Here is a 14,912-nt window from a genome sequence, read left to right as displayed (position 1 = left end):
CGTCGTCACTCCTCGGGCATGGGCGCGGCCAGCGGGGAACCGCCGCTCCGGCGCGATTTTAGTCATGCCACACGGGGGCGTCGCAATCAGAAAGATTGCTTGAGCGCCTGCAATTGCCGCCATGTTAAGAATTGCCTGTCACAACCTTAAGCTGGGATGCTGGAAAGATCCCGCTTCGCAAGGGGAAATGGCTTGAGGGGCACGGAACGTGCGATAGACGGAGTGATGAACGATCCTTTCGCCCGCATGTTGCAGATGAATGATCCGGTGTTCGCCCCCCTGCGCCGGGAGGATCTGCCGTCTTTTGTCGTGGCTGTGCCGGAAGGCGAAGTGGTCGCCGCCACACCGGCCTGTTCGCGCCTCGGTCTCGCCCCGGACGCCCCCCTCCCCGCCCCGGCCGCCGACGCCGCGCGCCGTATCGCCGCACAGGACGGCGAGACCACCCAGCAGGAGCGGATTTTTCTGCCCCTGGCGCCTGAGCCACAGCTATTCTCGTGCCGCGCGATTCTCACACCGGCCGGCCAGTTCGTGATGTTTGCAGACCCCCGGAGCCTCAGCACTTCTGCGGCCGGCGATGCGGCCGCGCACCCGGCCACGCCCAGCGCCGCGCCAGTTGCTGGGGAGCCAGCGGCCCGACCCGTGCGCTTCACCTGGGATGAGGATGCCGACGGGCGGTTGACACAGCTTTCGGACACCTTCCGCTCAGCCTTTCCGACCTCGCACTGGCAGGGCCAGGCCTTCACCGACCTCCTGGGGCGCCTCGGCTTTTCCGGAAGCGAGGCACTGTCCGCCGCAATGGCTGGCCGGACCAGCTTTTCCGACGTGACGCTGGAAGGAGCGGCGGGACGCATGCGGCTCGGTGGCGTGACGCTTTTCACGCCCGACCGCACCTGCGCCGGCATACGCGGTTTCGGCCAGTTGTGGCTTGCGCAGGCAAGGTCCGCAGCGCAGGTGCAGGCCCAGACGGCGCCGGCCGCCCTCGTGCCAGCCACACCGGCTCCGGTTGCGGCCGCTACGCCCGCGCCGGATGCGGCCCATTCGGACAATGTGGTCCCGCTGCGCGGCGGCAATCTCACCCCTCGGGAGCGCACCGCCTTCCACGAGATCGCCCGCACGCTTCACGACGCCATCGATTCCTGGCAGAAGACCGGCGAGACGCCGCCGCCGGAGGCCGACGACGCCCCCTCCCAGGCTCCCGAGGCGACCCATTCCGGCGAGGGCGAGGAGAGCGTTCTCGACCGTCTCCCGCTGGGTGTCGTGGTGCACCAGCAGGGGCAACTGGTCCGGGTCAATCGCACGCTCCTGACCTGGTGCGGCGATTCGGACATGGAGGCTTTCGAGGCGGCAGGCGGTCTTTCCCCGCGCCTGTCCCGCCCCGATGCGACGAAACCCTTGTCGCTGCGGACCATAGCCGGCGCGGACCTGCCGGTGGAGGTGCGTGTGGTGTCCGCCGCTTGGGGCGGACGACCGGCCCTCGTACATGTGGTGCGCCGGCTCGACGATGCGCCGTCCGGCGATGAGGCGCTGGACACCACCGCCCTGCAGCGGGCCCTTGACCTCATTCCCCTTGGCATCGTGCTTCTTGCGCGCTCCGGCGCCATTGAGGAGAGTAACGAGACGCTGGTCCGCTATGCCGGCTTTGGACGGGCGGACCTGCGTGGCGAGCCGTTCACCACTTTGTTTGCGCCGCACAGCCGGGGCCGGGCGGTGATGCTCCTGGATGAAGCGGCGCTGCACGCCCCCTCCCTGCCCTGCACCGCCACCTTGACGGTACGCGGGCGCAAGGGCGCGGACGTGGAAATGGTCGCAACGCTTGCCAGCGTGGAAAATGACGCGCAGCGCTATTGCCTCGTCCTGCGCCCCGCCGGGGAAACGGAAATGGCCACGCCGCCGTTCGCGGCCGAGCCGCTCCCTCGCGGGAGCCGCGCCGACGCGCTTGAGGCACCGCAGGCCCGGGCGGCGGTGGACGCGCTGGCTCGGCGCATGTCCCATGCGATCCGCACGCCCTTGACCTCCATTCTCGGCTTCGTGGACGCGGTGCGCTCGTCCACCTTCGGCCCCGTGGGCAATGCCCGCTATTCCAAGCATGCCGAAGCCGCGCAGATGGCCGGGCAGCATCTCCTCGCTCTGCTGGAGGATGTGGAGCATCTCTTTCCACCCGCTCCGGTGACGGAACCGGAGCGGTCCGACCTCGTCGCGGTGATGGGCGCCGCACTCACTCACCTGGACGAGGTGACCAAGCGCCGCCGCATTCTGCTGCGCCGCGACGGGCCGGACGACCTCACCTGCACCGCGCGCAAGGCGCCGCTTGAGCATGTGGTGCGCCTTCTCCTCGAAGAGGCGCTGCGCGCCACGCCAGTGGGCGGCCAGGTGATGGTCTCGCTGCGCCGGGAGGGCGATCAGGCGCTCCTGAGGGTGCGCGACGCCGGTGCCCCCCTCTCCGAAGCCGAGATCGCGCAGGCCCTCGATGCCCTCTCCGCGGCCCCGGTGAGCGACCGTTTCAGCGCTGCCGGCCGGCCGTTCCGCTTAGCGCGGCTGTCCGCCCTGGTGCGAGCGGAAGGCGGCACCCTTTCCCTCCAGCGCGGCACCGGGGGCGGGCTCTTGGTGGAACTGTCCTTCCCCGCCTGAGTCGGCACGCCTACCCCCTCACGCACAGGATGCGCTGCGCCGGGCTGCGCCCCTTTTTCTGGGGGCGGCACCGACGAAGGCAAACGCGCGCCAGCCGACCGGCTGCACGCCAGGCTGTCTCGGCTCTACGTATTCCTACGAAGGCTGCAGCGTAGAATAATTAGAATGTAGCGTTTCCAGGCTCGAAAAGCCTCCGTTTCATCCCCATGTGGCAGGGCGTACCATTGACGATGCGCGGCCAGTTCTGCGTAAATAAGCCTCGAAGATGGTGTTTAGAATGCATCTAAACATCGGTGAGCCCGGAATGCGATGATCGTCTGTTCATGCAACGTATTCTCCGATCATCAGGTGAGGGATGCACTCGCCTCGACCGAAGGCGTGCGTTCGCCGGGAGAGGTTTATCGTTGCCTGGGCTGCGCTCCCCAATGCGGACGCTGCGCCCGCACCATCCGGGCGATCCTGGACCAGGTCCAGGGCTCGTGCGCAGCGTGCCCTGTGGAATGCCCGGCGGCCAACCTGTCGACCCGTATGCTCGCAGCCGAGTGAGGGGCACTCTCAATCGGACTGAACCGGCATATTGATTTTACATTAGAATTCCTCTAACTCTGTTTCCAGACAAGCTGGGCCGTTGAGGCCTGCCATAGGAGTCGGCGATCATGAAGGGTGATGCGAAGGTCATCGAATATCTCAATCGGGGCCTGCGTTCCGAGCTGACCGCGATCAACCAGTACTGGCTGCACTACCGCATGCTCGACAATTGGGGCTACAAGGCGCTGGCCAAGAAGTGGCGCGCCGAGTCCATCGAGGAGATGGTGCACGCCGACAAATTCGTGGATCGCATCCTGTTCCTGGACGGCTTCCCGAACATGCAGGTGCTGGACCCGCTGCGGATCGGCCAGGACATCAAGGAGATCCTGGAAGCCGACCTCGCCGCCGAGGAAGGTGCCCGCGCTCTCTACCAGGAGGCCGCCGCCTATTGCCAGACGGTCAAGGACTTCCCGAGCCGCGACCTGTTCGAGGAACTGATGACGGATGAGGAAGGCCATATCGACTTCCTCGAGACCCAGCTCGATCTGGTGGCTAAGCTCGGCGTGCAGCTCTACGCCCAGCACCATATCGGCGAGCTCGAAGAGGATTGATCCTTCAGCGTTTCTTACGCCGGAGGACAGGACCTGACTGCAAGGGCCCGAACCGAAAGGTTCGGGCCTTTGTCGTTTACGACAACGACACCCACCCGATTGGCTTTCGCCATCCGGCGCGTCGCTCATGTGCTCCGTCCGCAAGACAATGCGCGCGCAAGCCATCGGAAGCGGCTGCAGGACCTGCCCGCGAGGAAACCCGGTGATGCCTCGGGTCTTGCCCAGAGCAAGAGACCCACGCCCCCGAATAGACGCGGCAAGAAAATGAAACATTCAGATGGTAATTATCTTGATTATTTCTTATTATTTCAATGATTTCCCGGTGTCACCCCTATAGTTTACGCCTCGTCCGGCTCAGCAAACGATGTTCGTGCAAACGAGCGCGGCCGGATGCGCTGGATGGAAACTATACACTCGTCTCGTCGTGCCCTTCGTCGCTCCTACGCGCGCCAACAACTGGAGAATGCACGCTTCATCTAGGATGAGGTGTGCCGCGATATCTGGATCGACAGGAAACGACGCAACAACGCCAATGGTGACCCATGTCGATTGAGACGTTCTCTGAACATGTGCGCGGCATCAAGCTGGGCACCGATGAATTCGACGCCTTCCTCAAGGCCACCGAAAGCAAGGAGGCGCTGCGCACCTATGCCCATGGCGTCGGAAGCGACCTGAGCACGGAAGAGGAAGACGAGATCCTGGCCATGCGGTCGGCCATCTTTGCCGCCGGACGGGATCAGGGGGGAGAGATGTCGCTGTCCGACGCGGCCCTGGATGGCGTCGCGGGCGGCCTGAACATCTCGGCCATCGGCGCACTGGTCGGCGGGGGAATCGGGGCGATTGGCGGGCTCGTTGCCACAACCGTGGCCGCTCCCATCGCTGTGGGGCTCGCCGTCGGCGCCATCGTCGTCGGCGGAACCACGGGTGTCGGCGCTGCCATCGGCACCGGCGTCGGCGCCATCGTCGACGCGCTCAAATGAAGCGAGGCTCGGATCGTGCCGGGTGCGCGCGGAAAGGAGCGGAGATCCGCAACCGGTTTCCGCGCGCATGGAATTACAGGGAGCACTCCTATGACAGTTCAAGCCTTCACTGACTTTGCCAACGGCCTCGACTTCAAGTCGCCGGAATTCCTGGACCTCGCCCGCAGCGTCTCCAGTCCGGCAGACCTTGCCGCCTATGCGGGGCGGCAGGGCTTCGCGCTGACCGAGGATGAGGCGGACGCCTTGATCGACGGAGCCAAGCGGGAGCTGGACGCGAAGGGCATCGCGCCGCTCTCGGGGGATGACCTCGAAAACGTTGTGGGCGGGGTATCCTGGCAAGCGATTGTCGGCGGAGGAGCCGCGGCCATCGGCGGCATCGCCGCCGCCTGCGTCGCCCTTCCCGCCATGGCGACCGGGGCCACCGTCGGTTTCGTGGCGGGCATGATCGGCGGCAGCACGGTCATTTCGGGCGGCCTCGGCTCTATGGCGGGTGCAGTGGTCGACCTCATCAAGGGAGATTGATGGGACGGACGCGGGAGGGGCGCCGCCCCTCCCACCCGCCTCACGCGCGCACAACAGGGTTTAGAGTTTCTCTAAGATATTGAGCATCTTCGTATTTTGTTTGACGCAAGGTGCCGAGGCGGGTTAGCCGATCCTCTCATGCACAGTCCCGCAAACTTTAGAAACATGCGGGCAGCGGAGGACCTTATGCTGAAGCCGATCCTGCTGCGCACTGTTCTTGCCGCAAGTGTCTCCGCGATTGCCTTTTCGGCATCTTCCTCTGCGGAAGAGGTGGTGAATGTCTACACTACCCGCGAGCCGGCCCTTGCCGCTCCGCTGTTCGAGGCCTTCACCAAGGAAACCGGCATCAAGGTCAACAGCGTCTTCGTGAAGGACGGCCTCGCCGAGCGTGTGAAGGCGGAAGGCGCCGCCTCCCCGGCCGATGTGCTGATCACGGTGGACGTGGGCAATCTGCTCGACGTGGTGGATGCGGGCGTGACTCAGCCGGTCACCACGCCGGCTTTGACCGCTGCCGTCCCCGCCAATCTGCGCGATCCCCAAGGCAATTGGTATGCCCTCTCCATGCGCGCCCGGCTGGTCTACGAGACCAAGGAAGAGCCCAAGCTCGTGAATTTCCACTATGAAGACTTGGCCGACCCCAAGTGGAAGGGCAAGATCTGCATTCGCTCCGGCCAGCATCCCTACAATGTGGCGCTGACCGCGGCCTATATCGTCCATCACGGCGAAGAGAAGACCGAGGCGTGGCTCAAGGGCCTGAAGGCCAATCTGGCCCGCAAGGCCACCGGCGGCGACCGTGAGGGCGCGCGCGATATCCTGGGTGGCATTTGCGATCTCGCAGTGGGCAATTCCTATTATGTGGCGCTCATGCGCTCGGGCAAGGGCGGCGCGGACCAGAAGAAGTGGGGCGACGCCATCACCGTGGTGATGCCAACCTTCGAAGGCGGCGGCACCCATGTGAACGTGTCCGGCGCGGCCGTGGCCAAGAATTCTCCCAACAAGGCCAATGCGGTGAAGCTGCTGGAGTTTGCGGTGTCCCCGCAGATGCAGGCGCTCTATGCCAAGCAGAACTACGAATATCCCGTGCGCCAGGGCGCCGAGCTTGATCCGCTCATTGCCGACCTCGGCCCGCTGAAGGTGGACCCCATCTCCCTGGTTGAGATCGCCAAGGCGCGCAAGAAGGCCAGCGAACTTATCGACAAGGTGGGCTTCGACGGCTGACCCTTCGGCCCGCGTGACCACCACGGCCGCATCCGGCCCCCGCCGGTTCTCCATGTCCCACCCCTCGCGACCCAATGGGCTCGTACTGGCGGCGGGACTGGTGGCGGCCGTGGTTTGCCTCCCCATCGCGGCGCTTGCCGCCATTGCTGCGCAAGGCTCCGGGGACCTGTGGCCCCATTTGATGGAGCATGTGCTGCCGGAGGCGCTTCTCCAGACCGGCATTTTGCTCATCGGCGTAGGGACCCTCACGGTGATCGTGGCCGTGCCCTGCGCCTGGCTGGTCTCCACCTGCGATTTTCCCGGACGGCGCGTCTTTGACTGGGCCCTGCTCCTGCCCCTGGCGGTGCCCGGCTATATCGTCGCCTATTCCTATCTGGACATTCTTCACCCTTTAGGTCCGGTTCAGGGTGCAATCCGTTGGATCTTGGGCATTTCCAGCCCGCGCGGCCTGCGCCTGCCAGACCTACGGTCGGCGGGCGGCTGCGTTTTCGTCCTGTCCTGCGTGCTCTATCCCTATGTCTACCTGTCCGCCCGCGCCAGCTTCATGGTGCAGTCGGCGGCGGTGCTGGAGGTGGCACGCACCCTGGGGGCCGGCCCCTGGCGCACCATGGTGCGTATTGCGCTGCCCCTCGCGCGCCCCGCCATCGTCGCCGGCATGACCCTGGCTCTGCTTGAGGTGCTCGGGGATATCGGCGCTTCCGAATTCCTCGGCATGCGCACCCTGACGGTTTCCATTTATGCCACCTGGGTCAACCGCTCCAATCTGCCGGGCGCAGCGCAGATCGCACTGGTGATGCTGGGGGTGGTGCTGGCGCTGATCGCCGCCGAACGGGCGGCCCGCAAGGGCGCGCGCTATGTGGGAACGGGATCGGCGCGCGGGCGGCCGGCGCTTCGGCTCACGGGGCTTCGGGCCGCGGGCGCCATCCTGGCGTGCACCCTTCCGCTGACGCTCGGGTTCCTGGTCCCGGTGCTTCACCTGGCCGTGGCGGTGACCCATCGCATCGGGGCCGTCGGCATTCCCCCGACCTTGTGGGCGGAGGCGCGCAACAGCGCCCTGCTGGCGGGGGGCGGAACGCTGCTTGCGTTGGTGCTCGGCGCCGTGGTGGCGGTGGCTTTGCGTCTTGCGCGCGGACCGGTGGTGCCGGCCCTGGCGCGACTTGCCTCCACCGGCTACGCCATTCCCGGAACGGTGCTGGCCATCGGCCTGCTCACCCCCCTCGCCGGCTTCGACAATCTCGTCAACGGGCTGATGCTCCAGATGACGGGCAGCGGGACGGGCCTCATCCTGTCGGGCTCGGGGGCGGCGCTGGTGATCGCCTATGCCATCCGCTTCCTGTCCATCCCCATTGGCGGCCTTGAGGCCGGCTATGCCAAGATGTCCCTGCACCTGGACATGGCGGCCCGCAGCCTCGGCTCCACCCGCGCCCGCGTGGTGGAACGCATCCATGTGCCCTTGCTGCGGCCGGCGGCCGCCACGGCAGCCTTGATCGTGTTCGTGGACGGCATGAAGGAATTGCCGGCGACACTGCTTCTGCGCCCCCTCGGCGTTGAGACGCTGGCCACCCATATCTATGGGGAGGCAGCCCGGGGGACCTATGAGGACGGCGCGCTCGCCGCCTTGGCCATCATCCTGGTTGGCCTCGGCCCGGTGATCCTCCTCGCCCGCCTCTCCCGGCGCGCGCAGGAGGGTGAGGCTTCTCTGCAACAACCCAGTGGCAGCGTGTGACGCACAGCGGTTCCAAGGCCGGCCAGCCTTGAAACCGACACAGACCGCCTGGAAAGTTTGTGCAACATGGGAAACCACTCAGGCAAACGGGGGCGAGTCGTTGGCTGAGCGTGGTCCCGCCTGACCGAAGACCGGAAGATCTGGTGGTGACATTCCAAGACACGGCTCGCCGTGCCCTGGCCATTTCGGCCATGGCGATCGGTGGCCTCGCGCTCGCACTGCTCGCCGCCATGGCCTTCGTGCCCATGCTGGTGTCCAAGAGCGACCTGCGCCGCTTGTCGACCGACGCCATCATGCAGGCGACGGGGCAGATGGCGTCGCTCGACGGCGAGGCCGAGTTCAAGCTCTTTCCCCTCCCCCAGGTGCATCTCACCCGGGTGGTTTTTCCCTTGCCCGGCGGCGGCACGCTCGATGCCGAAGGCGCCGTGGCCAATCTCAAGCTGATGCCCCTTCTGGTCGGCCGGATAGAAGTGGCAGACGTCGCCCTGGAGCGGCCGACGCTGATCGTGACCTCGACCGCCTCGGCCCCGCCAGTGGCGGTAGCGGCCCTGGTTGTGTCCCGCGACGCACCGGAACTGCGGCTGGTGAAGGGCACGGTGGTGCTTCGCGCGCGGGATGGCCTCACACGCGAACTCATTAACGGCATTGATGCGCGCCTGGTGCGTACGTCCGGCGGCGCAGGCGCCTCCCTCTCCGCCGTGTTCACGTGGCGGGACGTGGAGTGCGAGGCGCGGATCTCCATCGCCAATGTGTTGGATTTCCTGACCGGAAAAACCACCGAGACCCGCGTCGAACTGGCGACCGGCGGATCGTGGATGCGCTTCCGTGGCACCGCCTCTGGCGGGCGCAAGCCGGGCGCCAATGGCGACGTGTCCGGCGAGACCCCGTCCTTGCGGGGCCTTCTGACCTGGATCGGACTTGACCCGCCCACGGCTGGCGGGCTCAAGCAGTTCGCCTTCTCCGGCAAGGTACAGGCGAGCGAGGATGCCGCCGCCTTCACCGCCCTGACGCTGAAGCTGGACGGCAACCAGAGCGAAGGCGCGCTCAGCGCCAAGCTAGACGCGGGACGGCCCATGATCCAGGGCACCTTCGCCTCCGACCGGCTGGACGTGACGCCCTATGGGCGCATGATGCTCTCCGACGCCGCGACCAATGTGTGGGACCGTACGCCCCTCGACCTGAAGCGCCTGTCCCGCCTCGACCTCGACCTGCGCTTCTCGGCGGCGTCCGTGACGGCGGACGAGAGCACCTTCGAGCGTGTGGCCACCAGCGCCATGGTGCGCTCGGGTCGCCTGACCGTCGCGGTGGGCACCGCCCATGCCTGGGGCGGAGATGTGCGGGCCTCGCTTTCCGTGGGGCCTGCACCCGACGGCCAGGGCGCCACGGTGCGTGTCGAAGCCGAAGGCAACAAGGTGGCGCTCCTTCCCGCCCTCGACGACCTGATGGGCGTGCGCCGCCTGGACGGGACGGGCGACCTGGAGGTGCAACTCGAAGGCTCCGGCAGCAGCATCCTCGATATCGCACAGTCTCTTACTGGCCATATCGAACTGACCGGCACCGACGGGGCCGTGCTCGGGATCGACGTGGCGCAGGTGCTCAACCGCATCGAGCGCCGCCCGCTTTCGGGCGGTGGCGATCTCAGGGGCGGGAAGACCGCCTATGACACCTTGGCTGCCAAGGTGCAGCTCGACCGGGGCACCGCCACCATCGAAGAGGCAAGCGTGCGCGGCAAGCAGGTCAGTCTTTCGCTCTCCGGCAATGTCTCGGTGGCGCGGCGCGAGATCGACTTGAAGGGGGAGGCCATCCTTCTCTCGCCCCCGCCCGCGGCAGGGACGGATCGGCCGAAGCCCGACTTCGACCTGCCCTTCATGGTGCAAGGCCCCTGGAGCGGTGCCTTCGTGGTGCTTGATCCGCAGATCCTCATCCGCCGCTCAGGCGCCGCCCAGCCCTTGCTGGAGGCGGTGCGGAACCGCAGCAATGGCGAGGCTGCGGTGCGCTCGGTGATCGAGCAATTGGCCAAGCCCTCGGCTTTGCCCCCGGTTCCGGCCAAGGCCGCAGGCAACTGACGACGCCCCCTCAGCCGCGTTCGCGCAGGCCCCGCCCTTTTGAATCGATGGTTTAGGATCAGATCACACCCAGAGAGGGTGTGCCGATTTTCATATTTTTATACAACGACTTATCAAGAGTTCCTGACTCAGAACACGAATCTCGCACGTGACCCTTCACTGGAGAATCAAGCGCTCACTGCGCCGGCTGCGACTGGCGGGCGCGCCCTGACGGCGGACCCGCCAAATCCGGCAGGGGATCGGTGGCAAGCCGGGCGAACAGGAAGTGGTCCTCCCAGTTCCCATTGATGCACAGATATTGCCGGGCATACCCCTCGCGGACAAAGCCGAGCCGCTCCAAGAGGTGGATGGAGGCCAGATTGTTGGTCATGCACGCCGCCTCGATCCGCCGCAGACGGAGCGCCTCATAGGCCACCGGCAGCACCGCGCTCACCGCGGCGCGCATATAGCCCTTGCCGGCATAGGGCTCCCCCATCCAATAGCCGAGGCTCGCCGCCTGACACACGCCGCGGCGGACGTTGGACAGGGTCAGTCCCCCGAGCAGCACATGGTCCCGCTCGTGGAAGATGAACAGCGGATAGGCCTCGTCCGACATCATATCCCGGGCATAGCGCCTCAGGCGGTGGCGGAAAGCGGTGCGGGTCAGATCGTCCGCCGGCCAGACGGGCTCCCAAGGGGTCAGGAAGGATCGGCTCTCCTCCCTCAGATCACGCCAAGCGGGATAGTCCTGCATCTGCGGCACCCGCAGATAGACCCCGCGACCGGGGATCACGGGAAGCACTTCATTGCCGAAGACGGTCCTCAGGAACCACATGAACGGGACTCGTGGCAGCGACTTGGGATAAGGCACCTGCCGCCCGCGTCCGCAAGGACGCCACCGGCACGGCCCTCCGGCGACAGGAACACAGGATCCCGCGCCGGCTACACTCTCAGACGTTCCACCACGCGGGCGGCCGGTTCAAGCCCCGCGCCGGGACCAATCGCCGCGAGGGTCGGCCGGCCCGCCGCGACCAGGTCGCGCGCCGCCTGGCGAACGCCCTCGACCGTGACCGCCTCCACCTTGGCCACGATCTCCTCCAGCGGGATGACCCGGTCGAAGCCGAGGATCTGGCGGGCCAGCTGCTCGGCCCGCGCACCGGAGCTTTCCAGCGCGGCGAGCAGCCCCACCTTCATCTGCGCCTTGGCGCGGGCGACCTCCGTCTCCGTGACGGTCTCGCCGGCGGCGATGATCTGGTCGATGACGACGCTGGTCAGTTCGCCCACGTCCCCCACGTCCGTGCCCGCATAGACGCCGAACAGGCCGGTGTCGGCATAGGACCAGTGGAAGGCATAGATGGAATAGCACAGACCCCGCTCCTCGCGGACCTCCTGGAAGAGACGCGAGGACATGCCGCCGCCCAGCACATTGGTGAGCACCTGCAGGGCGTGATAGCCGGGATCCTTGTAGGTCCGCCCTTCCAGGCCCAGCACCACATGCACCTGTTCCAGGTCGCGCGGGGTGAGCAAGGTGCCGCCGCCATAGCGGGCATCGGGCGTGACCGGCTTCTGGGCGGACGCAACGGACTTCAGCCGCTGCGCCGCCTCTTCCACCAGATGGTCGTGATCCACCGCGCCGGCGGCCGAGACAACCATCCGCGGCCCGCGATAGGTACGCGTCAGATAGGCGCCGAGCGCCTGCGGATCGAACGAGCGCACCGTATCCGGCGTGCCCAGGATGGAACGACCCACCGCCTGGGCCGGAAAGGCAGTCTCCTGGAACAGGTCGAACACCAGGTCGTCGGGCGTGTCCTGGACCGCGCCGATCTCTTGGACGATGACATTCTTCTCCCGCGCCAGTTCGTCAGGGGCGAAGGCCGGCTCGGTGAGGATGTCGGACAGGATATCGAGGCCGAGCCCCACATCCTCGCCCAGCACCCGCACATTGTAGGAGGTCTGCTCCACCGAGGTGGCGGCATTGATGTCGCCGCCCACCTGCTCGATCTCCTCCGCGATGCGGCGGGCGGAGCGGCGGCGGGTGCCCTTGAAGGCCATGTGCTCCAGGAGGTGGGAGATTCCGTGCTCGCCCTCCTCCTCGTCGCGCGCGCCCGCGCCCACCCAGATGCCGAGCGAGGCCGTGCCCAGATGGGGCATGGCGTCGGAAATGACGGTGATGCCGTTCTCCAGCGTGGTGCGCTTCAAGCTCATGCGTGCGCCCCCGCCGAGATGCGGGCATGGGTGGTGATGAAGGCTTCGATGGCGCCGATGTCGTTGGGCAGCACGGTGGTGCGCTCCTTGCGCGTCATCAGGTCCGCCATATGGGGCGGCAAAGCCGGGCGCTTGCCGGTGGCGGCTTCCACCGCGTCCGGGAACTTGGCCGGATGGGCAGTGGAGAGCACCACCTGCGGCACGCGCGCCGCATGCTCCACCTTGCCCGCCACCGCCATGGCGACCGCCGTGTGCGGATCGAGAACGTAGCCGGTGTCCTGATAGACCTTGCGGATGGTGGCTGCCGTCTCCGGCTCATCGGCTCGGTCGGCAGAGAAGTCGGCGGCGATGGCCTCCAGCGCCGGGCGCGGCAGGGTGAAGCTGCCGGACTGGCTGAGCTGGGCCATCAGCGTGCGCACGCTGGCCGCGTCCCGGTCCACCGCCTCGAAGATCAGCCGCTCGAAATTGGACGAGACCTGGATGTCCATGGACGGCGAGGTGGAGGGCTGCACCCCCTTCACCTCATAGCGCCCGGTTTCCAGGGTGCGGGCGAGGATGTCGTTCACATTGGTGGCGATGGTCAGATCGCGCACCGGCAGGCCCATGCGCTTGGCCACCCAGCCGGCGAGGATGTCGCCGAAATTGCCGGTGGGCACCACGAAGGAGACATCCCGATGGGGGGCGCCCAGCGCCGAGGCGGCATAGAAATAATAGACCACCTGGGCGACGATGCGGGCCCAGTTGATGGAATTGACCCCCGCCAGCGCCATCCGGTCGCGGAAGGCGTGGTGGTTGAACATGGCCTTCACATGGGCCTGGCAATCGTCGAACGTGCCTTCCACCGCGATGGCATGCACATTGGCCCCGCCCACCGTGGTCATCTGGCGCCGCTGCACCTCGGACACGCGCTTGTGCGGATAGAGGATGAAGACGTCGACCGCGTCCGAATGCCGGAACGCCTCGATGGCGGCGCTGCCGGTGTCGCCCGAGGTGGCGCCCACAATGGTGGCCCGTCCGCCCCGCTGGGCGAGCACATGGTCCATCATGCGCGCCAGCAATTGCATGGCCACGTCCTTGAACGCCAAGGTCGGGCCGTGGAACAGCTCCAGGATGAAGCGGTTGGGCGCGATCTGGACCAGAGGCGTTGTGGCGGTGTGGCGGAAGGTGCGGTAGGCGTCGGTGATCATCACATCGAGCGCGGCGGAGGGAATGGCCCCATCCACGAACGGAGTGATGACCCGGCGCGCCACGTCCGCATAGGACTTGCCGGCCAGCGCCGCGATCTCGTCCGGTTTCAGCGTCGGCCAGTCCTGCGGCACATAAAGTCCACCATCGCGCGCAAGCCCGGCGAGCAGGGCGTCGGCGAATGACAAAGGCGGCGCCTCGCCGCGGGTGGAGACGTAAAGCAAGACCTCGAACTCCGAACGATGCACGAAGACCAACGCGCGAAGGCGCGTCGCGAGCCTGCGGCAAACTAGACAAGTTGGGGCGTGGGGGAAAGCGGCGGCTTACTCGCCGAACACGGACCAGCGCATGGCCTTGGCCAATTCTTCCAGCGCCTGGGTGCCCAGCACCGAATTGCCCTGCGGGTCGAGGCCCGGCGACCACACACAGATGGACGCCTTGTTGGGCGCCACCAGCAGAATGCCGCCCCCCACCCCGCTCTTGCCGGGCAAGCCGACGCGGAAGGCGAAGTCGCCCGAGCCGTCATAATGGCCGCAGGTCAGCATCAGCGCATTGATACGCCGCGCCCGCTCGGCGGAAATGACGCGGATGCCCGAGCCCGGCAGGCGGCCGGAAAAGGCGAGATAGCGTCCCGCCATGGCCATCTGTCGGCAGGACATAGCGATGGAGCAATGATGGAAATAAACGCCCAGCGCATGGTCCACCGGGTTTTCCAGCACCCCGAAGGCCCGCATGTAATTGGCGAGCGCGGTGTTGAGGAATCCGGTCTGCTTCTCCGAGCGCGCCACATGCTGGTCCATGGCGATGCTGTCGTCCTCGGACACGAAGCGGATGAAGCGAAGGATCTCGCCCAACACCTCGCGCGGCTGGTGGCCGGCCAGCAGCACGTCGGTGACCGCAATGGCACCGGCATTGATGAAGGGATTGCGGGGCTTGCCCTTCTCATATTCCAGCTGGACGATGGAGTTGAACGGATGGCCCGACGGCTCCCGCCCCACCTTGTTCCAGAGCGCATCGCCCACCTTGCCCAGCGCCAAGGTCAGGGTGAAGACCTTGGAGATGGACTGAATGGAGAAATGGGTGTCGGCATCCCCGCCCACATGCATCTCGCCTTCCGCCGTCACCACCGCGATGCCGAACTGGTCGGGTGAGACCTTGGCCAGCTCGGGAATATAGCTCGCCACCTTGCCGCGCTCCTTGCGGAGCGACATGCGGGCGGCGATGTCTTGGACGACGGTTCCGATGTCGGGCAAAGCGGTCCTCG

Annotated in this window: 12 protein-coding genes; 8 read left to right on the top strand and 4 right to left on the bottom strand. The window is 66.5% G+C overall.

The genetic code is table 11. The features are described from left to right. The first annotated feature begins 225 nt into the window (after positions 1-225). The 8 genes from J5J86_RS17705 to J5J86_RS17670 all read left to right on the top strand — a co-directional run bounded on the left by J5J86_RS17705 (position 226) and on the right by J5J86_RS17670 (position 10,279). Positions 226-2,628: a PAS domain-containing sensor histidine kinase gene (locus tag J5J86_RS17705; RefSeq protein WP_209100370.1), complete on the top strand. Its 2,403-nt coding sequence runs from the start codon at positions 226-228 to the stop codon at positions 2,626-2,628. 309 nt (positions 2,629-2,937) lie between these two features. After that, positions 2,938-3,174 (top strand): (2Fe-2S)-binding protein, encoded by a 237-nt coding sequence (locus tag J5J86_RS17700; RefSeq protein WP_209100368.1) that lies wholly within the window; start codon positions 2,938-2,940, stop codon positions 3,172-3,174. Positions 3,175-3,284: 110 nt separating this feature from the next. Then, a complete protein-coding gene (gene bfr, locus J5J86_RS17695; protein ID WP_209100366.1) occupies positions 3,285-3,767 on the top strand; it encodes a bacterioferritin in 483 nt (160 codons plus the stop codon). Positions 3,768-4,309: 542 nt separating this feature from the next. Next, positions 4,310-4,747, top strand: a complete 438-nt coding sequence (locus tag J5J86_RS17690) for a hypothetical protein (RefSeq protein WP_209100364.1) — start codon at positions 4,310-4,312, stop codon at positions 4,745-4,747. 90 nt (positions 4,748-4,837) lie between these two features. Next, positions 4,838-5,269, top strand: coding sequence for a hypothetical protein (locus J5J86_RS17685; RefSeq protein WP_209100362.1), 432 nt, complete (start codon positions 4,838-4,840; stop codon positions 5,267-5,269). A 186-nt stretch (positions 5,270-5,455) separates the two neighbouring features. Further along, complete coding sequence (locus tag J5J86_RS17680) at positions 5,456-6,487, top strand: Fe(3+) ABC transporter substrate-binding protein (RefSeq protein WP_209100360.1); 1,032 nt, start codon at positions 5,456-5,458, stop codon at positions 6,485-6,487. Positions 6,488-6,539: 52 nt separating this feature from the next. Beyond that, positions 6,540-8,213: an ABC transporter permease gene (locus J5J86_RS17675; RefSeq protein ID WP_209100358.1), complete on the top strand. Its 1,674-nt coding sequence runs from the start codon at positions 6,540-6,542 to the stop codon at positions 8,211-8,213. Positions 8,214-8,356: 143 nt separating this feature from the next. After that, on the top strand, positions 8,357-10,279 hold the full coding sequence (locus tag J5J86_RS17670; protein WP_209100357.1) for an AsmA family protein: 1,923 nt from the start codon (positions 8,357-8,359) through the stop codon (positions 10,277-10,279). A 175-nt stretch (positions 10,280-10,454) separates the two neighbouring features. Here J5J86_RS17670 and J5J86_RS17665 read toward each other — a convergent pair whose 3' ends face one another. From J5J86_RS17665 to J5J86_RS17650, 4 genes are all read right to left on the bottom strand, one after another. Further along, on the bottom strand, positions 10,455-11,093 hold the full coding sequence (locus tag J5J86_RS17665) for a GNAT family N-acetyltransferase (RefSeq protein WP_209100355.1): 639 nt from the start codon (positions 11,091-11,093) through the stop codon (positions 10,455-10,457). A gap of 107 nt (positions 11,094-11,200) precedes the next feature. Then, a complete protein-coding gene (locus J5J86_RS17660) occupies positions 11,201-12,463 on the bottom strand; it encodes a M16 family metallopeptidase (RefSeq protein ID WP_209100353.1) in 1,263 nt (420 codons plus the stop codon). Then, a complete protein-coding gene (gene thrC / locus J5J86_RS17655) occupies positions 12,460-13,872 on the bottom strand; it encodes a threonine synthase (RefSeq protein WP_209100351.1) in 1,413 nt (470 codons plus the stop codon). Before thrC ends, J5J86_RS17660 begins: the two co-directional genes overlap by 4 nt. Before the next feature lie 99 nt (positions 13,873-13,971). Further along, on the bottom strand, positions 13,972-14,859 hold the full coding sequence (locus J5J86_RS17650) for a glutaminase (RefSeq protein ID WP_446698693.1): 888 nt from the start codon (positions 14,857-14,859) through the stop codon (positions 13,972-13,974). Positions 14,860-14,912 lie beyond the last annotated feature (53 nt).

Origin of the sequence: Aquabacter sp. L1I39 (assembly GCF_017742835.1) — a bacterium.
GTDB lineage: Bacteria > Pseudomonadota > Alphaproteobacteria > Rhizobiales > Xanthobacteraceae > L1I39.
The sequence above is the reverse complement of the archived record's forward strand: the minus strand, read 5'-3'. Positions and strand labels throughout refer to the sequence as shown.

Excerpts from the sequence above, each read along its gene's own strand:
- J5J86_RS17705 (WP_209100370.1), top strand. The coding sequence starts at position 226 with ATGAACGATCCTTTCGCCCGCATGTTGCAGATGAATGATCCGGTGTTC.
- J5J86_RS17700 (WP_209100368.1), top strand. The coding sequence starts at position 2,938 with ATGATCGTCTGTTCATGCAACGTATTCTCCGATCATCAGGTGAGGGAT.
- bfr (WP_209100366.1), top strand. The coding sequence starts at position 3,285 with ATGAAGGGTGATGCGAAGGTCATCGAATATCTCAATCGGGGCCTGCGT.
- J5J86_RS17690 (WP_209100364.1), top strand. The coding sequence starts at position 4,310 with ATGTCGATTGAGACGTTCTCTGAACATGTGCGCGGCATCAAGCTGGGC.
- J5J86_RS17685 (WP_209100362.1), top strand. The coding sequence starts at position 4,838 with ATGACAGTTCAAGCCTTCACTGACTTTGCCAACGGCCTCGACTTCAAG.
- J5J86_RS17680 (WP_209100360.1), top strand. The coding sequence starts at position 5,456 with ATGCTGAAGCCGATCCTGCTGCGCACTGTTCTTGCCGCAAGTGTCTCC.
- J5J86_RS17675 (WP_209100358.1), top strand. The coding sequence starts at position 6,540 with ATGTCCCACCCCTCGCGACCCAATGGGCTCGTACTGGCGGCGGGACTG.
- J5J86_RS17665 (WP_209100355.1), bottom strand. The coding sequence starts at position 11,093 with ATGTGGTTCCTGAGGACCGTCTTCGGCAATGAAGTGCTTCCCGTGATC.
- J5J86_RS17660 (WP_209100353.1), bottom strand. The coding sequence starts at position 12,463 with ATGAGCTTGAAGCGCACCACGCTGGAGAACGGCATCACCGTCATTTCC.
- J5J86_RS17650 (WP_446698693.1), bottom strand. The coding sequence starts at position 14,859 with ATGTCGCTCCGCAAGGAGCGCGGCAAGGTGGCGAGCTATATTCCCGAG.